The organism is Pelagibacterium luteolum (genome assembly GCF_900100665.1).
Taxonomy (GTDB): Bacteria; Pseudomonadota; Alphaproteobacteria; order Rhizobiales; family Devosiaceae; genus Pelagibacterium; species Pelagibacterium luteolum.
The window spans coordinates 15,840-35,141 of record NZ_FNCS01000025.1; the positions used below are offsets into that span (position 1 = coordinate 15,840).

19 protein-coding genes are annotated in these 19,302 nt (G+C 60.1%); 11 read left to right on the forward strand and 8 right to left on the reverse strand.

Annotated elements, in window-relative coordinates:
* Positions 1-40: 40 nt before the first annotated feature.
* On the reverse strand, positions 41-1,219 hold the full coding sequence (gene pobA / locus BLR31_RS19770; RefSeq protein WP_090599727.1) for a 4-hydroxybenzoate 3-monooxygenase: 1,179 nt from the start codon (positions 1,217-1,219) through the stop codon (positions 41-43).
* Between the two features lie 72 nt (positions 1,220-1,291).
* On the opposite strand from pobA, the gene BLR31_RS19775 reads away from it, so the two are divergent.
* Positions 1,292-2,215, forward strand: a complete 924-nt coding sequence (locus tag BLR31_RS19775; protein WP_244505166.1) for a helix-turn-helix domain-containing protein — start codon at positions 1,292-1,294, stop codon at positions 2,213-2,215.
* Here BLR31_RS19775 and pcaQ read toward each other — a convergent pair.
* Complete coding sequence (gene pcaQ, locus BLR31_RS19780; protein ID WP_090599731.1) at positions 2,189-3,103, reverse strand: pca operon transcription factor PcaQ; 915 nt, start codon at positions 3,101-3,103, stop codon at positions 2,189-2,191. The two genes, BLR31_RS19775 and pcaQ, sit on opposite strands and share 27 nt — an antisense overlap.
* A 97-nt stretch (positions 3,104-3,200) precedes the next feature.
* Between pcaQ and pcaD the strand changes: the two genes are divergently transcribed.
* From pcaD to BLR31_RS19805, 5 genes are read left to right on the forward strand one after another with little or no spacing between them, the layout of a single operon-like run.
* Positions 3,201-3,986: a 3-oxoadipate enol-lactonase gene (gene pcaD / locus BLR31_RS19785; protein ID WP_090599735.1), complete on the forward strand. Its 786-nt coding sequence runs from the start codon at positions 3,201-3,203 to the stop codon at positions 3,984-3,986.
* A 9-nt stretch (positions 3,987-3,995) separates the two neighbouring features.
* Complete coding sequence (gene pcaC, locus BLR31_RS19790) at positions 3,996-4,397, forward strand: 4-carboxymuconolactone decarboxylase (RefSeq protein WP_090599738.1); 402 nt, start codon at positions 3,996-3,998, stop codon at positions 4,395-4,397.
* Positions 4,394-5,146, forward strand: coding sequence for a protocatechuate 3,4-dioxygenase subunit beta (gene pcaH / locus BLR31_RS19795; RefSeq protein WP_090599741.1), 753 nt, complete (start codon positions 4,394-4,396; stop codon positions 5,144-5,146). The genes pcaC and pcaH overlap by 4 nt, the downstream gene beginning before the upstream one ends.
* Complete coding sequence (pcaG, locus tag BLR31_RS19800; protein WP_090599746.1) at positions 5,146-5,757, forward strand: protocatechuate 3,4-dioxygenase subunit alpha; 612 nt, start codon at positions 5,146-5,148, stop codon at positions 5,755-5,757. Before pcaH ends, pcaG begins: the two co-directional genes overlap by 1 nt.
* Positions 5,757-6,833, forward strand: a complete 1,077-nt coding sequence (locus BLR31_RS19805; RefSeq protein WP_090599749.1) for a 3-carboxy-cis,cis-muconate cycloisomerase — start codon at positions 5,757-5,759, stop codon at positions 6,831-6,833. Before pcaG ends, BLR31_RS19805 begins: the two co-directional genes overlap by 1 nt.
* A 16-nt stretch (positions 6,834-6,849) precedes the next feature.
* Here BLR31_RS19805 and BLR31_RS19810 read toward each other — a convergent pair whose 3' ends face one another.
* Complete coding sequence (locus tag BLR31_RS19810) at positions 6,850-7,053, reverse strand: hypothetical protein (protein ID WP_090599753.1); 204 nt, start codon at positions 7,051-7,053, stop codon at positions 6,850-6,852.
* A 228-nt stretch (positions 7,054-7,281) separates the two neighbouring features.
* On the opposite strand from BLR31_RS19810, the gene panB reads away from it, so the two are divergent.
* Both panB and panC read left to right on the forward strand, forming a co-directional pair.
* Complete coding sequence (gene panB, locus BLR31_RS19815; RefSeq protein ID WP_090599756.1) at positions 7,282-8,121, forward strand: 3-methyl-2-oxobutanoate hydroxymethyltransferase; 840 nt, start codon at positions 7,282-7,284, stop codon at positions 8,119-8,121.
* Positions 8,122-8,985: a pantoate--beta-alanine ligase gene (gene panC / locus BLR31_RS19820; RefSeq protein WP_090599759.1), complete on the forward strand. Its 864-nt coding sequence runs from the start codon at positions 8,122-8,124 to the stop codon at positions 8,983-8,985.
* Here the strand turns inward: panC and BLR31_RS19825 are convergent.
* The 5 genes from BLR31_RS19825 to BLR31_RS19845 form a co-directional block, all read right to left on the reverse strand.
* Entirely contained in the window at positions 8,979-11,708 is a 2,730-nt protein-coding gene (locus tag BLR31_RS19825; RefSeq protein WP_090599763.1) for a sensor histidine kinase, read from the reverse strand. The two genes, panC and BLR31_RS19825, sit on opposite strands and share 7 nt — an antisense overlap.
* Positions 11,705-11,944 carry a hypothetical protein gene (locus BLR31_RS19830; RefSeq protein WP_090599766.1) on the reverse strand — a complete coding sequence of 80 codons (240 nt, stop codon included), beginning with the start codon at positions 11,942-11,944 and terminating at the stop codon, positions 11,705-11,707. Before BLR31_RS19830 ends, BLR31_RS19825 begins: the two co-directional genes overlap by 4 nt.
* 6 nt (positions 11,945-11,950) lie before the next feature.
* Positions 11,951-12,346, reverse strand: a complete 396-nt coding sequence (locus BLR31_RS19835; protein WP_090599804.1) for a response regulator transcription factor — start codon at positions 12,344-12,346, stop codon at positions 11,951-11,953.
* A gap of 86 nt (positions 12,347-12,432) precedes the next feature.
* Positions 12,433-14,013 (reverse strand): helix-turn-helix domain-containing protein, encoded by a 1,581-nt coding sequence (locus BLR31_RS19840; protein ID WP_090599770.1) that lies wholly within the window; start codon positions 14,011-14,013, stop codon positions 12,433-12,435.
* Between the two features lie 133 nt (positions 14,014-14,146).
* Complete coding sequence (locus BLR31_RS19845; RefSeq protein ID WP_090599774.1) at positions 14,147-15,382, reverse strand: MFS transporter; 1,236 nt, start codon at positions 15,380-15,382, stop codon at positions 14,147-14,149.
* Between the two features lie 139 nt (positions 15,383-15,521).
* Here BLR31_RS19845 and BLR31_RS19850 point away from each other — a divergent pair, with 139 nt between their 5' ends.
* The 3 genes from BLR31_RS19850 (at position 15,522) to tuf (ending at position 19,300) form a co-directional block, all read left to right on the forward strand.
* A complete protein-coding gene (locus BLR31_RS19850; RefSeq protein WP_244505167.1) occupies positions 15,522-16,499 on the forward strand; it encodes a class 1 fructose-bisphosphatase in 978 nt (325 codons plus the stop codon).
* A gap of 85 nt (positions 16,500-16,584) precedes the next feature.
* Positions 16,585-17,940, forward strand: coding sequence for a TadE/TadG family type IV pilus assembly protein (locus tag BLR31_RS19855; protein WP_090599782.1), 1,356 nt, complete (start codon positions 16,585-16,587; stop codon positions 17,938-17,940).
* A 169-nt stretch (positions 17,941-18,109) separates the two neighbouring features.
* Entirely contained in the window at positions 18,110-19,300 is a 1,191-nt protein-coding gene (gene tuf / locus BLR31_RS19860; RefSeq protein ID WP_090599786.1) for an elongation factor Tu, read from the forward strand.
* Positions 19,301-19,302: the final 2 nt, after the last annotated feature.

A 19,302-nucleotide genomic window follows, 5' to 3' on the forward strand; every position in this document is an offset into this window, starting at 1 on the left:
GTCCGAGAGTAATTTTTTCGGGTAGGGCAAATGAGCCGCCTCAGGACGGCTGAGATCGGAAGCCGGTATAGTTTTCAGCCAGCGATTGTTGAGCGATCCGAGAGGCACAAAGATAGTCGAAATCGGCTCTCTGGATACGGCGCCCAAACTCTCCACTCTCGGGGAATGTATGGAGCAATTGGGTCATCCACCATGAGAACCGTTCGGTGCGCCAAGTGTTAGCGAGCACCCTGTCGGAATAATTGTCGATGCCGGCGGGCGACTTCTCACCATAGAACTCGCGAAGTCCTGCAGCCAGGACCGTCACGTCATGCATCGCCATGTTGAGGCCCTTAGCGCCTGTCGGCGGGACTATGTGAGCGGCGTCGCCCGTCAGAAACAAGCTGCCGAACCGAAGCGGCTCGGCGACAAAACTGCGCAGCGGCGCGATGGATTTTTCGATCGATGCGCCGGTCTTGAGGCTCTCGGCGATTTCGGGATTGAGTCGGGCCCTAAGCTCGTCCCAGAAACGGTCGTCGGACCAGTCCTCGACCTTTTCGGTCTGCGCGACCTGAACATAGTATCGCGAACGCGTATGAGACCGCATCGAGCAGAGCGCAAATCCGCGATGGTGGTGCGCATAGATCAATTCTTCGGCCACAGGAGGCTGGTCAATCATGACGCCCAACCAGCCGAAGGGGTACACTCTCTCGAAGGTCTTGATCGCATTTTGAGGCACGCTGGCGCGTGAGACGCCGTGATACCCATCGCAGCCAGCGATGAAATCACACTCGATTTCATGGACCTGCCCGTCCTTGGAGTAGGTCACGCGGGGCTTCTGGCCATCGAAATCATGCAAATGGACGTCTTCGGCATCATAGATCGTTATGGCGCCACTGGCCGCGCGGGCCTCTATGAGATCGCGCGTAACCTCCGTCTGCCCGTAGACCATGACCCGGCGTCCCAGCAGATCGTGAAAGTCGATGCGCTGCATGTCGCCGTCAAAGGACAGCTCGACGCCGTCATGGGGAATGCCCTCGGCGTCCATACGCGCGCCCACGCCGATCTTACGGAGGAGGTCGACCGAACTTTGTTCGAGCACCCCGGCACGGATGCGACTCAGCACATAGTCGGGGCTTTTGCGCTCGATGATGATCGCATCGATACCTGCTTGTTCCAGCAGTCGCCCCAAAGTGAGGCCCGCAGGGCCAGCGCCAACAATCGCAACCTGAGTGCGCATCGATCCTCCAAGCCCGCTTTGTGCCGGGTTTCCATTTTGCTGGGAGGATGGTGGGGGGGCGTCCAATTGCCAATGGACAAGCACAACATAGAGTTGGATTATTCCAACATGAATGCGATCCCCACCTATGCACTTTATGGCGAAGACGACAGCGCGAGCGCAAGCTGGTTTCACTGGGAAACCATCACCTCGCGGTCGAAACTCTATGGCTTTCGCATTTCCGCGCACCGCCATGACCAGTTGCACCAGATCCTCTATCTGGAGCGCGGCGAAGCGCGGGTGATGATCGATGGCAAAACGATCGACGTCGCGCCGCCGGCTCTGGTGATCGTGCCGCCCATGACCGTTCATAGCTTTGTCTTTTCGTCCGATGTCAGCGGATTCGTCCTGACGTTCTACGCTCAGGATGTACGGGCCGCACTTGCCGACATCGGACGCGAAGCAAACGGTTTGATGGAGGCGCGGATCATTTCGCCGCTCGACGGTGTTGTCGCCGCCAACGAACTCGATCACGTTGTGAGGCGGCTCGTAGCGGAGGCGGATCGCGCTGCGCCGGGGCAGGTGGCCGCACTCAAGGCACGTCTGACCCTGCTCCTCATCGCGGCGCACCGGCTCGAACGTGCAGCGGCGCGCGAAAGCCAGGAGTCCCAGCAGGTTTCGGAGCGCCACGCGCGCGCATTCCTCGACCTCGTTGACAAGCACTATCGGGACACGCGCAAGATCGCCTTTTATGCCGGCAAGCTGGGCATAACGCCGACGCACCTCAATCGCGTGTGTCGGCAGGTGCTGGGCAATTCCGCGCTGGGTGTGATCGAGCGGCGCATTCTCGTTGAGGCCCGGCGCTACCTCCAGTTCAGCACGTTGAGCGTCAAGGAAATCGGCATTCTGCTCGGCTATCCAGATCCCGCCTATTTCAGCCGTTTTTTCGCTCAGCGGGTCGGGCAGGGGCCGCAGGCGGTGCGCGATGGCCTAGCGGGCGAACCCGCTAACGACTGAACGCAAATTCTGGCTCAGTATCTCAAGCGAGGCGTTCGAGGGCGCGCCGTCCCGTCGGGTCAGCCCCACCGCGCCGCGCGTATCCTCGGTCTCGATCGGCAGCGCGGTCAGTCTGCCTGAGGCGATGTCGCGGTGCACCACGCCGTCGGAAATCACCCAAACGGCGTCGGTTTGTTCCACAAAGGCCCGGCCAAAGGAGTCCGAGACGGTTTCGATCGCATGAGGGAGTTCCCCAACGCCCTGCGTCAGCAGATAACGATCCACAAACGGTCGGATCACCGATCCCATTGGCGGCATGAGTATGGGATAGTCCCGGATACGCGCGAAATCAAAGCGCTTCATTGATAGCAGCGGGTGCCCCGCGCGCACGACGATGCGGACCTGCTCGGAATAAAGGTACTCGAAACTCAGCCCGCTCATCTGCTCGGCGGCGGCTAGCCGTCCGATCACGAGATCGAGTTTCCCCATGCGCAGTTGATCCAGCAATACCTGGTTTTCACCTGTGACGATCCTGATCGGACTGTCGGTTTTCTCGGCCAGAAACAGGGTGATCGCCTGTGGCATGATACGGGCGGAAACGGTGGGCAGTGCGCCAATCGCGATAGGCGGCCCGGCATTCGTCGTGGCGAGGCTGTCGATGCCCTGCTGGAGCGCGGCAACCGAGGCCCCTGCATGCCGCAGAAACACTTCCCCATACTGCGTTATCTTGATACCGCGACCGTCTTTGACAAACAGACGCTTGCCCAAAATGTCTTCGAGCTCGCGGATGGTCTTGGTAACCGCCGGCTGCGTCACCGAGAGGATGTCGGCGGCCTTGCCTACCGAGTTCTGGCGCGCGGCCTCGATAAAGGTCCTCAAGTGGCGGAAGCGAATGCGGGCATCGATCATCGCGTTAAATCCATAAGTTCAGGGTTATCCATAGCGCCGATAGTTTCATTTTACAAAACCTGCGTGGCGAGCCACAGTCAGCAGTGAGGAGCCAAGCATGCAAAGCATCGATATCGACGGTACCGCGATCCACTATCGCTTTTCCCCCGGCAGGACGGGGGAGCGCGTTGTTGTCTTCATCAACTCGCTTGGTACAGATTTTCGCATCTGGGATGATGTAATTGCCGAACTCGGCGCGCCGTACCTGGTCTACGACAAACGTGGGCATGGCCTGTCCGCAGTAGGGCCGACCCCCTACAGCATTGAAGCGCTCGCCCAGGATCTCGCCGACCTTATGGATCGGCTGGAAATTTCCGGTGCAATCATTTGCGGCTTGTCGGTTGGTGGTCAGATTGCGCAACAGCTTTATCATGACCGCCCCGATCTCGTGGCCGGCCTCATCCTTTGCGATACGGCTGCCAAGATCGGCGAGCCTGAATTCTGGCAGCAGCGGATTGCAACGATCGCGGAGCAGGGCCTCGCGGCTGTGACCGATGGCATTATGGAGCGCTGGTTCAGTGCCGCGTTCCGGCATGAGGGCGGCGCGCAGTACGCCATCGCCCGTGCGATGTTCGAGCGCCAGCCCGTGGAGGGCTATCTTGCGACGTGCGCGGCGATTGCCGCGTTCGACCGGCGCGACGATGCGGCAAACATCGCGGTACCCACAGCGGTTCTGGTTGGATCGCTAGACGGCGCGACACCACCGGACGTCGTTGAATCCTTCGCCGGGCTGATCAACGGCTCGACGTTTCAGATTATCGATGGGGCAGGTCATCTGCCCTGCATAGAAGCACCGGGCGCTGTGGCTGCGGCTTTGGCCGCGCTGCAGGCTCGAATCCAGTAAGGAGACATCATGTCTGAGCAAACCGGGCCCGCGGCTCGTTATGACGAGGGTATCAACACCCGTCGCAGTGTTTTGGGCGAGGACTATGTCGATGCGCGGCTGGCCGCGATGACGGAGTTCGAGCGTCCTTTTCAGGAACTCATCACGGAGGGCGCCTGGGGCCACGTGTGGTCACGCGACAACTGGGACAAACGCCAACGCTCTATCGTCACCATTGCGCTGCTTGCCGGGCTGGGGCACTACGAAGAGATGGTGATGCATATCGAGGCGACGGCCCGGACCGGCGCAACGGAAGAGGATATTCGCGAGATTTTGCTGCATGTTGCGATCTATGCCGGCGTTCCGCACGCCAATCACGCGATGAAGCTGGCGCGGCAGGCACTCGATCGCATCAAGGGAGAGCGTAAATGACCGACCGCCTCGTCAATGCGCCGCAGGAAGCGGGCGCGTTCATGGAACGCGATTTCAGTCAGCATCCTCCGGCCTTTACGCCCGGATACAAGTCATCGACCTTGCGTGCGCCCAAGCAGGCACTCATTAGCTTCGCTAGCACATTGAGCGAAAAGACCGGTCCCGCGTTCGGCCACAATATGTTGGGCGAATACGACAACGATCTGATCATCAACTACGCCAAGGCCGGAGAAGAGGCCATCGGGCCACGGATCGTTGTGCATGGGCAGCTGCTCGACCAGAACGCGCGGCCCATTCCCAATGTGCTACTGGAGTTCTGGCAGGCCAATGCAGGTGGGCGCTACCGTCACAAGCGGGAGGGCTATCGTGCGCCTCTCGACCCAAACTTCGGCGGCTTCGGACGCACGATCACCGATGAGAATGGTTATTACTGGTTCCGCACCATCAAGCCGGGCCCGTATCCCTGGCCGAATGGCGTCAACGACTGGCGCCCGGCGCATATTCATTTTTCGCTGTTCGGGTCTGGTTTTGCGCAGCGATTGGTCAGTCAAATGTATTTCGAAGGCGATCCGCTGATCAAAATCTGCCCGATCGTCAACACGATTTCCGATCCTGCGGCCATCGATCGGCTGGTGGCGCGGCTGGATATGAACAACACGGTGCCCATGGATTTGAGCGCGTACAGGTTCGACATCGTCCTGCGTGGTCGACGCTCGACATTCTTTGAAAACCGGAAGGAGGGCAATTGATGATGCTACCGCGCGATTACCTCAAGGAGACCCCCTCCCAGACTGGTGGGCCATATGTCCATATCGGGATGATGCCCAATCTCTTCGACATCAACGGCGTGATCCCCGAAGATCTCGGCGGCGACATCGTGCTCGAAGGCGTCAAGGGCGAGCGCATCACCATCAAGGGGCGCATTGTCGATGGAGGCGGTAATCCCGTCTTCGACTGCGTCGTCGAGCTGTGGCAGGCCGATGCCAACGGCATCTACAATAGCCCGATGGAGCATCGGTCCGGTGCCGATCCCAAATGTATAGGCTGGGGCCGGCAGTCTGCGGACGACAATGGGGAATTTGCGTTCGAAACGATCAAACCCGGTCCCGTGCCTGCTCCGGGAGGGGGCCTGATGGCGCCTCATGTGACGTTGTGGATCGTGGCACGCGGCATCAATATCGGGTTGCAGACGCGGATGTACTTTTCCGACGAGGAGGCAGCAAATGCCAAAGACCCTATTCTAGGCAAAGCCCGGATGATTGGGCGCGATGGCACCATGATCGGAAAGCGCGATGGTGACATTGTCACTTTCGACATCTACCTGCAGGGTGAAAATGAAACCGTGTTTCTGGACATCTGATGGCCCTGTCGCCCTTCGATCATCCGTTCCTATCCGGGCTGTTCGCCGACCCTGAGATCGCCGCGCTGATGAGCGCCGATGCCGATCTCGGGGCCATGCTGCGCTTTGAAGTGGCCCTCGCCGAAGCTCAGGTCGATCAAGGCGTGATACCCGAAACGGCCGCATCCCATATCGCGCGCCTAATCGATTTCAAGCCCGACCTCGCCGCGTTGCGCGCTGGGGTGGGGCAGGACGGCGTCGTCGTGGCGCAACTCGTAAAGCAGTTGCGCGCGCAGTTGCCCGCTGCAGTGGCAGAGTTCGTCCATTTTGGCGCAACCAGCCAGGATGTGATCGACACGAGCCTTGTCATGCGCCTTGCCTCGGTTTGCGATATTTTCGACGACAGGCTGGCGGGTCTTGTCGAGGACATCGATCAATTGGTCGCCCGATTTGGCACAAACCGTCTCATGGCGCGGACACGCATGCAGGATGCGCTCGAGATTTCCGTTGCCGATCGGCTGATCGACTGGCGAGCCCCGCTTGTGCGGCATCGCGCGCGGCTGAAGGAATTGAGATCACGGCTGCTGGTCGTGCAGTTCGGCGGTGCGGTTGGAACGCTGGATAAGTTCAACGAGACCGGGCCGGCGATCCGCACAGCGCTTGCCGAAAGATTGGGACTCGGCAACGGAGCGAAATCCTGGCACTCGGCGCGTGATGGGATTGTCGAATTCGGCAACTGGCTTGCGCTCGTTGCCGGCAGTCTGGGCAAAATCGGGCAGGATGCCGCTCTGATGGCGCAGAACGCTATGGGAGATATTTCGCTGGCTAGCGGCGGCGGATCGTCGGCCATGCCCCACAAGTCCAATCCTGTAGCCGCTGAAGCGCTCGTCAGCCTCGCACGTTATGCGGCGGGGTCCAGTGGAACATTGGCGCAGGCGATGGTGCACGAGCAAGAGCGCTCGGGGGCGGCATGGACGCTGGAATGGCTGGTCCTCCCGCAATTGATCCTGGCAACTGGATCCAGCACTTTGCACGCCGGTCGGCTTCTGACCTCTATCAATTCCATGGGTCGTTCAGAAACGGATGCGTCACCTTGAGGCTCCAATCCTCTCGCTAGACCTGCGCGGGAGGGGGCCCCGAGCGGGTGCGTCGAATGTCCTCGAATGACAGATCGAACCCGATCTCACGCGCGAATTGGGCGATGGCTTCAATTGCTTCGGCACTGTGCTTGTCGTGCGTGGCCAGCAGAAAGCGGCGCGTCAGCTGGGTGTCCTGTCCCACCGTAGCGAAAAATTGTGCGGCGGTGGTCTTTGGCATTTGCGGGCTCCATGAATACGCGGGCTGACTTTGCCGGTGGTCCAACGGTCGGAGTACTCCCTTGTTCCCCTTTGAAACGCCTTTTCTGCCCATCGCCTAAGACTGGTCCATGCTCCCGGACCCCATGCGATTTATGTCGGGGTATCGCGCGCGCTTGAGATTAAGTAAGGGTGCGGCCATATAAGGAGCTAAAGCGGGTCGCAGAGCCCCGCGTGCGGGAGAAACTCAATGACCTATGGCAAAGACGCCGTCCGTCCGATCACTGCACCGGCCATCCGAGCGCAAAAGGGCCAAACCCCAATAGCCTGTCTTACCGCATACACCACGCCCATGGCGCAGGTGGTCGACAAGCATTGCGATCTGGTTTTGGTAGGCGATAGCGTCGGCATGGTCCTGCATGGGTTACCCGATACGTTGGGTGTCACAATGGACATGATCATCATGCACGGTAAGGCGGTGCGACGCGGACTGAAACGCGCCTTGATGGTCATAGACATGCCGTTCGGGACATATGAGGAAAGTCCCGAGATAGCGTTTCGCAATGCCGCACGACTGATGCAGGATACGGGCGCGGGTGCCGTCAAGCTCGAGGGCGGCGTCGCCATGGCGCCAACTATCGCCTATCTCACGCAACGCGCCATTCCTGTCATGGCCCATATCGGGTTGACGCCGCAATCGGTCAACACGATCGGCGGTTACAAGGTCAAGGGCAGGGGCATCGAAGCGCAAGCCATCCTCGCCGATGCGCAGGCTGTCGCTGAAGCCGGTGCTTTCGCGGTGGTGATCGAAAAGGTCCCCGATATTCTCGCGCGCCGCATCACTGCAGAGATCGATATCCCAACCATCGGCATTGGTGCGTCGGCCGCATGCGACGGCCAAATACTCGTCGTTGACGACATGCTCGGCATGTTCGCCGAGTTCAAACCCAAATTCGTCAAGCGCTACGCCGAACTGGGAACCGATGCCGATGCTGCGATCGCGCGCTACGCCCAGGAGGTGAAATCGCGTGCCTTTCCCTCTGCGGAGCACATATTCGGTGACGCACCCGCTAGCGTAGTGAGTTCCTAGATGGGGTTGCAGATCGTACGGACTGTGGCCGAACTTAGAGCCGCGGTGCGGGGGTGGAGAGCCGACGGGCAAACCGTGGGCCTCGTTCCCACGATGGGCGCGCTGCATGAGGGGCATCTATCCCTTGTACAGGCTGCCAAGGGCCGTTGCAGCCGTGTAGTCGCAACGCTCTTTGTCAATCCCAAGCAGTTCAACAATCCTGACGACCTCAACTCATATCCGCGCAGCGAGGAGGATGATGCCGCCAAGCTGACGGGTGCCGGAGCGGACGTTCTCTACGCCCCGAGCGTCAATGAGATGTATCCGCAAGGGTTCGCGACCACCGTGTCTGTCGCCGGGGTCAGCGAGGGGCTTTGCGGCGCGCATCGGCCGGGGCATTTCGACGGTGTAGCCACCGTGGTCTCCAAGCTGTTTCTCCAGAGCGGCGCCGACATGGCGTTCTTTGGCGAGAAAGATTTCCAGCAACTCGCGGTGATCCGGCGCATGGTGCTGGATCTCGACATGCCCATCGAAATCGTCGGCATGCCGACAGTGCGAGACGCCGATGGATTAGCGCTTTCGTCGCGAAATCAGCGTTTGAGTGAAGCGGGCCGGGCAGCGGCTCCAGCGCTCGCCCGCGTATTGGCTAGTGCTGCGCGATCGATCGAGGCCGGTGGCGACATCGCCTCGACCCTTCAAGACGCCTCGACGTCGATTAAGGCTGGCGGGTTTAAAAGCGTCGAATATATCGAGCTGCGTGATGCCGAGTCCTTGGACCCGATGGTCAGTCTGGATCGTCCAGCACGGCTTCTCGCCGCTGCGTGGATCGATAGCGTTCGCCTTATCGACAATGTAGCCGTGCTGCCGCCCATCGCCAGCTACTGAGCGGCCTTGGCATCGGGCTTGGCAATAAGGGGCAGGGTGATGCGGAAGCACGCGCCCTCATCCGCGCTCGAGACAAGGTCCAGCTTCCCATCCATCCGACCGATGATTTCGCGACTGATCGGTAGGCCCAGTCCGGCCCCGGAGTAGGGCCCAGTTTCGCCTAGTCTTCCGCGATAGAACTTGTCGAAGATGCGGCCACGTTCGTCCTCGGCAATGCCGATGCCGTTATCCTCTACCTCGATAATGTAGGATTTGCCGCGCACGCGTGATCGCACCGTAACCTCCGGAGCGATGGCGCCGTTGTATTTGATCGCGTTGGTGATCAGATTGATCAGCACTTGGCTCAGTCGGTCCGGATCGGCTTTAACGTAAGCGGACGGCGCTCGCGACTCCACGACAATCTTGGTCTTTGATTGGCGCGCAAGCGCATCGCAAACCCGCAGCGCCTGATCGAGAGATTCCTCGGCATCGAGCGGTCGATTTTCCCATGCCCTTTCCCCGCGCTCCAGCGCGGAGAGGTCGAGGATTTCATCTAGGAGCGAGGTCAGCCGCAGGCTCTCCTTGTGGATCGTGGAGATAAACTTTTCACGCGACTCGCGCGGTAGGTCGCTCTCGGAGAGCAGGATTTCCGAAAAGGCCCGGATGGCCGTCATCGGCGTGCGCACCTCATGGCTCACCTGGCTCAGGAACTCGTCCTTTTGCAAGTCGACCTTGCGCAATTGCCTGTTGGCTTCCTCCAGCTTTTCGGCGGTAGCGCGTAGCTCGGTCGAGGTCTTTTCCAGATCCTGGGAATATTCGATGGCCTGCTGGGTTTCGTCGGCCATCCGCATCACTTCTTCAAGCGACACGGAATCTCCGGACACGACCTTTGACAGCATGACGTGCGCCGATGCAGCGCCGATCGAACCGGCCAATTCGCGCTCGAGCCGCCGGATGAAGGCCGGGCTTGGCTCCAGCGTCGTCCACGGCATGCGGGCGAGCTTGGCTTCTTCTGAGAAAAGCTCCACCGCCCGCCCGTGACCCAATACGCGGCGCGCCACAAGAAACAGATCATCTGCTGTCGCAGTGCCGCGAATGGGCGAATCTTCCGAGCGTGTCCGCCGGAAAACGTTGAGAAACAGCGCTGCCTGGACGTGCTCGAGCGCCGACTGATTAGTAATGAGAGACCCAAGGATCAAGACAGTGGAATTGAGGAACAGGCTCCAGAACACCGCGTGGGTCAGGGGATCGAGCCCATTGAGGCCGAACAATTCCTGTGGCCGCAGCCAGCCGATGCCACCAGGTCCATTGGCGATGATGTCGGCCACGATGGGAGACGATGATGCGAAGGACGGCAGGAAACTGGCCCAGAGCCATACCACAAAGCCCACGAGCACCGCGCAGATAGCGGCCTTGGTCGAAGCGTCCCGCCAGAACAGACTGGCGAGAATGGCCGGAAGGAATTGCGCGACACCGGTAAATGAGATCAGCCCGATAGGCGCCAATGCATCGGATGTGCGGGTGAGGTAGAAATATCCAAACCCCAAGAACAGGATGAGGATGATCGATATGCGCCGCGCATTGAGGATCAGCCGTCGCACGCCCTGACCGTCACCGATCCCGGTCCCCGATGTCAGCCGGAGCATTACGGGGACAACAATGTGGTTGGAGACCATGATCGAGAGTGCGATGGATTCGAGGATGATCATCGACGTGGCCGACGAGAACCCCCCGATGAACGCAAACAGCGCCAGCCCATCCTGACCGACTGCCAGGGGGAGGGTCAGAACGTACATGTCTGGATTGGAACCTTCAGGCATGAAGCTCAGCCCAAACAGCGCGATTGGCAGCGTGAAAAGGCTCATCGCCAGCATGTATGCGGGAAAAGCCCAGCTTGCGGTGCGCAGATGGTTCTCGTCGGAATTTTCGACCACAGTCACCTGAAACTGGCGCGGAAGGCAGATGACGGCGGCGGCGGCGAGGATAGTCATGGCGATCCAGCGATCGCCGAACGTGTCCCTGGCGTGGATCTCGTGCCCCGCCGCAGCCGCGTTGGCAAAGATGGAGTCCATGCCGCCGCCCATATAGACGACGAACACCCCGACAGCGATCAACGCTGCGAGTTTAACCACGGCCTCAAACGCAATCGCCGCAACCACGCCGTGGTGCTGCTCCTTGGCATCGACATTGCGCGTACCAAACAGGATCGTAAAGATCGCCATGCCGGCCGCGACCCCAAAAGCCAGCCCCACTTCGTCCCAGCCTTCGAGGCTCCCGCGTCCAAACTCCGAAGAGCCGGCGATGGCTTCGATCGATGAGGTAATGGCCTTGAGTTGCAGCGCGATGTAAGGCGCGATCGCGATGACCGCGAGGACGGTTATGAGCACGCCCAATGTACTGGATTTACCGAACCTCGACGACAGAAGGTCGGCGATCGATGTGATGCGCTGGTCATGGCTGATGCGCACCAACCGGCGTAAAATGAACCACCACCCGAGAAAGACGATAGTCGGGCCGAGATAAATCGTGAGGAATTCCAAACCGCTACGTGCGGCGGTTCCCACGGCACCGTAGAACGTCCAACTCGTGCAGTAGACCGAGATCGAGAGCGTATAGACGAACGGAGAGCGCAGAAAGCCACCGGTGCGTGTCCTAGTCTGGCGATCGCCGAGATAGGCGATGATAAACAGCAGGCCCACATAGGCGACGGCCGTTGCGATGACGAGATCGGCCGTGAGGATCATGGCCGTGTCTTGTCCTGTGGCGGCATGGGCTCATCGCGCGGCAGGATGACGCCGAACAGCGCAGCACCGACCACCAGACCGATCCACAGCGCGAAGAGATAGACGGTTTCCACCGGCACGCCGAAAACCAGCCCGTCAAATCGGAACAGCAGGATCAGTGGCGGAAGAATGGCCATGGCGCCAAACAGCGTGAAGAACAGCGAAGCTCCGATGATCTTGCGACGCGTCACCGTCATGGTGCGCTATTTCGGTGGTGCCGCGACCGCGCCGGTTTCGCCCATAAGCACGCGAACGGCATCGACCACGTCAGCATTTGAATAGGGTTTGGTGACGAACTTGTCGGCGCCCAGTTCCTCTGCGATCCGCCGATCCTGCTGTTGGCCCTTGGCGGTCAGCACGAGCACGGGCAGGGCAGATGTCGCCTTGTCGGCGCGGATCTGCTTGAGCACCTCAAAGCCGCTGCGCTTGGGCAGCATGATATCGAGTACGAGGACGCGCGGCTTTTCGCGGCGCACGGCGTCCATAACGGCTTCGCCATCCATCACCGCAGAAATGCTCCAGCCAGCCCGCTTCAGCACGAAATCGAGCGCTTCGAGAATGCTCGGTTCGTCTTCTGCAATGAGAACGTCGATGGCCAAATTTCCCCCTTCGCGCCTCATCCTCAAGAGGCACACATTCACATACGCCCAATTGGCAGGCTTCGCCAACCCCTAGCGGTCTGCCGTTACAGCGCCGGTCGGGCGAAGGGATCCGTCTCATCAGGCGTAAAGGGCGGCTCCTCGCGGCTGGGGCAATCGGTTCGCGTACACAATCGACAGGTGGGACCGACAGGCACATCGGCAGTTTGTGCCGTGAGATCCAGCCCCTCGGCATAGACCGTGCCTGCCGCGTGGTGGACGTCAGTCACCAGCAGGATGGAATGCGGCAAGACCTGATCGGCAAATCCCGAGGACCGCCGCGAGATCGCCTTCGCGATAAAAAGGAAGCGCGAACCATCGGAAAACCGCACCAGTTGGCGCACAAGCTGGCCAGATGTGCGAAATGCCGAATAGATCGCCCATAGCGGACAGGCGTGCCCGGTATGGGGGAGGAGCAGGCCTGGGAGGGGGAAATGCTTGGTCAGTCGACCTGCCGGATCCGAGCGCAAGAAGCCGAAGGGAATGCCTTCAGCGTCGGGCCGCCGTAGGGTCACCAGACGATGGGCGATCTGTTCGAAACTAGCGTTGTAGCGTTCGCTGAGTGCCTCGACGTCGTATCTGAGCGCGCGCGCATCGGTGAGGAATGGCTGGTAGGGAAACAGCGTAGCGCCCGCGATGTAGGATGTAAGGTATCGGGACGCCTGCGCTCTTGCCGCGGTCGATGTCAGCAGAGGGCTGTTCAGCGCTTCGGCCATCTCGTCTGCGCTGGTCAGTTCGGCCAGGGTGCGCACCATCTGAAATTGCCGGGTCGACTGAGGGATCGTGTTGCGAAACCAGAGAACTCTTTTATCCGAGTCATAGCCGAACGGGCGTCCGCTCGGTGGGGCTGCAGTGCGCTCGACCGTGATGCCGTGTCTCGTGTCGAGGACGCGCATGATCGTCTGCTCGGTAAAATTGCCCTCGGCACGAACCTCGGATCGAATGTCATCGCCGCGCGCTTCCAACTCGGGAAAATAGTTGCGCGCTGCAAAGATCATGTCATCGAGCTCGCGTCGGATCGAGGCAGACCGGCTTGCTGTGCTGGCGTGGTCGAACTGCCCGATCAAGTTGCGGGTAACGGCCGTCAATCCCTTGGTTTCACGTGCAATCGATGTGACGAACCTACGGCGCTCGTCGGCATTGAGATCGTCCACCTCTTCGAGGATTTCCGCGCTCGATCTAACGGCGGTCAGCGCCGAGAGCACCTGGTGCAGCAATTGACTGAGCAGAGGGTCGGCCTGCAGCCGGTTGGCGTACGCATCTGCGCTCACCGCGGTCGCCGTATAGGCACGGTAGAGCGTCGCGATAAGATTGGCGATCTGCGGTTGGGTGGCGACGAGCGCTCGCGCCTGATCCAGTCCAAGCCTGCGCTCGGCAAGCACTGGATCGGCGAAGGCCTCGACCAATTCGTGGATGAGCCGATGCTCTGTTTGGCCGGTCAGCTCATCGATGCCGATGTCGAGTTCGGTCGCAATCCTTTGCAGCAGCGCGCCGCCGACCTGTCGCTTGTTGCTCTCGATAAGGTTGAGGTAGCTGGGCGATATCTCGACGCTACGCGCCAACGCCGCCTGAGAGATGCGCAGGGTCTTCCGGCGGGTGCTGATCCGCAATCCTATTGGTGCGCGCACTAAAGCTTCTCCGACCAGTCAATCCATTGACACCCAACACGGCATCCCGAGCCGGCAATTTACAGATTGTAACTTGAATCACAATGGACTGACTCCACTCGTGACTCCGGCTCAACGCACGCTTTGATTAGCGCTACATCGCCTGTGGTGGTCGAGGCGGGCTGTCGGGCGCGAATATCGGGGGGATCACGTAGAGCATCCAAGCGATCGCTAGCGTCAGCATCGTGGTGCCCCCCGCGACAGCAACGACGCCTGCCCAGCCCCAATGCGACCATCCGTATCCGGCCAGCGTACCGATGACGCTCGATCCAGCATAGTAGGCCAGGAGATACAGCGCGCTGCCTTGGGCCCGCGCACCTTCGGCGCGCCGCGCAACCCAGGCGCTGGCGATCGAATGTGCGGCGAAAAAGCCAAAGGTCATCATCGCGATGCCCAGGATCACGGCCCAGATGGCGGATATCAGTGACAGCACGATGCCTGTCGCCATGATGACAACCATGGGCCAGAACACTTTACGTCGACCTAGACGTCCGGCCAGAGACCCCATCCAGGCTGAAGCCAGCGTTCCGACCAGATAGACGACAAAGATCAGCGAAATCTGGCTCTGGCTCAGACTATAGGGCGGCGCGAGCATTCGGAAGCCGACATAATTATAAATCGCGACAAAGCCGCCCATCAAAAGAAACGACGCGAGAAACAGCAGCGGCAGCGCCCTGTCATGAAAAAGCAAACCCAGATTTGCGACGAAACGCCGGGGCGATAACGTTTCACCGCGTGAGTTCTGCGGTTTGGGCAGGAGGATCAGGAAAGCGATCGCGTTGAGCAACAGCAACACGCCGAGCACGACCAGCGCCGTGCGCCAGTCGAAATGGTCGGCGAGGTAGCCTACCAGCAATCGCCCGCTCATCCCGCCAACCGCCGAGCCGCCGACGAACAGCCCCATTCCCATCCCGAGCGCTTCCGTGGACATTTCTTCGGCAAGATAGACCATGGCGATCGCCGGGACGCCGCACACTGCAATGCCAAGAAGGGCGCGCAGGATGACAAGGCCGGTCCAGTTCGGCATCAGCGGTATGGCGAGCCCGATGAGCGCTGTTGCAACCATCGTCGTCAGCATCAGCTTCTTGCGATCAAAGCGGTTGCCCAGCCAACTGATCATCACCAGAGATATGGCCAGTGTTGCCGTCGTGGCTGACAACGCGATCGAACTGGTCGCCGCGTCGAGCCCAAATTCGTCGGCTAGTATGGGGAGGATCGGCTGCACCGAATAGATCGACGCGAAGACCGAGAACGCCGCGAGGAACAGCGCAATCGACGCGCGCCAATAGGCGGGCGTGCCGCGTTCGATAACTGATAGAGAAGGGGACATAGGAAGTGTCTGATGGTGTGGGCCGCCCTATCGTCGCTGATTTGTCCGTGCGCCACAAGACTAGGACTTTCGTCGCTCTCGACTTCGCCACACCCTCTGCATAAGTCGATAGCTGATGCAAAACTGCCAGGAGCCTGCCTTGTCGCGCACAACCCTCAACGACTGGTCCTCCGGGGTCGAAATCACCGGCGATGTCGCCGGCATTTTTGCGATGGTTGCCGATTGCGCCATCGAGATCGCTCTGGAACTCCGTCAGGCATCAGTTGCGGGTGATACCGCGGCCATCCAGGCGGTGAACGTGCAGGGTGAAGACCAGAAAAAGCTCGATGTCGTCGCCAACGACATTTTCCTTCGTCGTGGCCGCGACAGCGGACTTTTGGCGGCGATGGTGTCGGAAGAACTCGATGATATCGTCACCATTGAAGGCGCAGGGCCATCGGCCCGCTACGCGCTGGTCTTCGATCCTCTGGACGGATCGTCCAATCTTGAGGTCAATGGCGCTGTAGGCTCGATCTTTTCCGTCCTCGATCTGGGGAAATCGGCTGGCGTCGTCGCCGCTGACGTTCTCCAGCCCGGGGTCCGCCAGATTGCTGCCGGCTACGTGCTCTATGGCCCTGCCACCCTGCTGGTCGTAACCACGGGACAATCGGTTTCGATGTTCAGCCTCGATGAAGCCAGTGGCGAATTCGTGCTCGTGCGCGATGCAATGACGATTCCTCTCGAAGCTGCCGAGTTCTCGATCAATGCCTCACGTCGCGGGCAGTGGTATCCGCCCACCCGCGCCTATATCGACACCTGCCTCGCGGGCAAAGCGGGAGCGTTCGGCAAGAGCTACAATATGCGCTGGTGCGCCGCGATGGTTGCCGATCTCCATCGCATTCTCTGTCGCGGCGGCGTTTTTCTTTATCCCGAGGATGAAGGCACACGCGACAAGGGTGGGCGGTTGCGCCTGATGTATGAGGCCAACCCGATGAGCATGATCGTCGAGGCGGCTGGTGGGGCGGCATCGACCGGTCGCGAGCGCATCCTTGAGGTCGAGCCGACTGGCCTGCACCAGCGCATCGGAGTCATCATGGGCTCGCGTGCCGAGGTGGAACGCGCCGTTTCCATGTATTGAGCCGACGTCAATCCTCTCTCGTCTCTTAATCTTACCATCGCATTTTTCGGCAACTGCGTAAGTTTACTGAAAATCCATTCCGGTAGTGTCTGATCCGCTGGGGGCCGAGCGTATTCGGTTCGACCGGCGGGACGCGGTGCGCGAGGCGCGCCAAAAATCGGGCATGCTCATGGGACGCCTACTGCTCAGCTTGTTTCGGCGCGATGACGGCGTCGTCGCCGTTATCTTCGCCGTCATGGCCATACCCTTCATCGCCATGGGCGGCTGGGCCGTGGATTATCTGCGCATCCAGCATGTGAAGGAATACCTGCAAATTCAGGTGGATTCGGCCGCGCTCAACTCGTTCGTCGAGCATGGACGAACGGCCGACCAGCAATGGGCGTTGGTGGAGGCGGCGACCCTGGGTGAGATATCGCGGCAGTATCAGGGTAACTGGGCGCGACAGGTCACTTTGAACCATCAATATCTGTCGGACGCCAACGACATGATCGAGGTCCAGGCAAGCGCTGACGTGCCCGTGGCTTTCATCCATCTGCTGCCGGGAATACCGGAAACGCAACGCGTTTCAGTTTCGGCTGTCGCGCAGTTCTTTGCAGCCCGCGAAGTGCGCGAGCCGCCCAATACCTCGTTGCTCGACCCCGAGGCCGGCGACTTCAACCGTATTTGGGCCTATTGCTATTGGCCCAACAGATGGGAGCACAGCGAGCTCCCTAAGCGTACACGGATGGTTCCGATCGCCGATAATGGTGGGTCGACCTTCACCCCCAATTTCGATCTTCCGCCAAACAGCGCCGCGCTCGCCCCCATCTATGCCGCAAGAAACGGCTCCAACATCCTTGGCTTGGACGGGGTGGAAGAAGGCGTTTGGAAGATGACCAAGGGCGGCGGAAACAACCAGCGCACTTACGAATATATGTGGCCCGCCTGTCAGGAAGGCTCTTTTCTGAGCTTCAGGCTCGAGAACGTCCGTTTTTCGCGCACCCAGCCCAATTACTGGGATGCCAATAATGCCGCCCCCAATGGTGGTGGTGACAGGATTACTGGCCGGTTCAATTACTACACCGACACATACTTCGAAATTGGCAGTACCGAGGAGAAGTATGACGGGCTGTACGGCCCCAGCCAGTACACCAACGGTCCTCAGAAGGTGAATATTCTTGAGACTGTCCTGTGCAACTCATTGGCCGAATGCCGGCCGGCGTCACAGGGCGGGGTCATTCCCGACCAAAGGCCGCGCGAGCCGCAACGCGCCACTGGTCAATGCGAGCCGGGCAAGTACATGTATTACGGCTGGGAGGATCGTCCGCCAGGATTGCTGGGGCAATCTCGGAACTGGCAGGATATCGCATGGACCGATCGCGACTATGACGACATCCGCATTATCATCAAATGCCCGACGTTCGAGACGGTCGGGGAGCGCAATTCCCGTCTGGTGCGGTAGGCATCAGCGCAAGTGGGCGAATTGCATGAAGCGGCCATCGTGCCGCTTCATCGCGTTTTGGGTCCGCATTGCGGGGTCTTGATTTTTGCTGGACGAAAAACCACTTGTCTCGCTTCCCTCAACCGGGTAAACGCCCGGCAGTTTTAACTCGAGAATACGGTTGTGAGTCATGGGCAAGGAAAAATTTGCACGTAACAAGCCGCACTGCAACATCGGCACGATTGGTCACGTTGACCATGGCAAGACGAGCTTGACTGCGGCGATCACTAAGGTTCTGGCCGAGACGGGTGGGGCGACCTATTCGGCTTACGACCAGATCGACAAGGCGCCTGAAGAAAAGGCTCGCGGGATCACCATTTCGACGGCCCACGTCGAATACGAGACCGAAGCGCGCCACTATGCGCACGTCGATTGCCCCGGCCACGCCGACTATGTGAAGAACATGATCACCGGTGCCGCCCAGATGGACGGCGCGATCCTGGTCGTTTCGGCTGCCGATGGCCCGATGCCGCAGACCCGCGAGCACATCCTGCTGGCCCGTCAGGTCGGTGTGCCGGCGCTCGTTGTGTTCCTCAACAAGGTCGACCAGGTCGACGACGAGGAGCTGCTCGAGCTCGTTGAACTCGAAGTGCGTGAGCTTCTTTCGTCGTACGAATTCCCCGGTGACGACATTCCGATCACCAAGGGTTCGGCTCTGATGGCGCTCGAAGACAAGCGCCCTGAAATCGGCCATGACGCGGTTCTCGAACTGATGAAGACCGTCGACGCCTACATCCCGCAGCCCGAGCGTCCGAAGGATCAGCCCTTCCTGATGCCCGTGGAAGACGTGTTCTCGATCTCCGGCCGTGGCACGGTTGTGACCGGTCGCGTCGAGCGCGGCATCGTCAAGGTTGGTGAAGAAGTCGAGATCGTCGGCATCAAGGCGACCCAGAAGACCACTGTGACCGGCGTTGAAATGTTCCGCAAGCTGCTCGATTCGGGTGAAGCTGGCGACAACATCGGTGCCCTGGTTCGCGGTATCGACCGTTCGCAGGTCGAGCGCGGTCAGGTTCTGTGCAAGCCCGGTTCTGTGACCCCGCACACCAAGTTCGTTGCGGAAGCCTACATCCTGACCAAGGAAGAAGGCGGTCGTCACACTCCGTTCTTTACGAACTACCGTCCGCAGTTCTACTTCCGGACGACTGACGTGACCGGTGTCGTGACGCTGAACGACGGTGTCGAGATGGTCATGCCCGGCGACAACGTCGAGATGAACGTCGAGCTGATCGTTCCGATCGCGATGGAAGAAAAGCTGCGCTTCGCTATCCGCGAAGGCGGCCGTACCGTCGGCGCCGGCGTCGTGTCGAAAATCGTCGCTTAAGC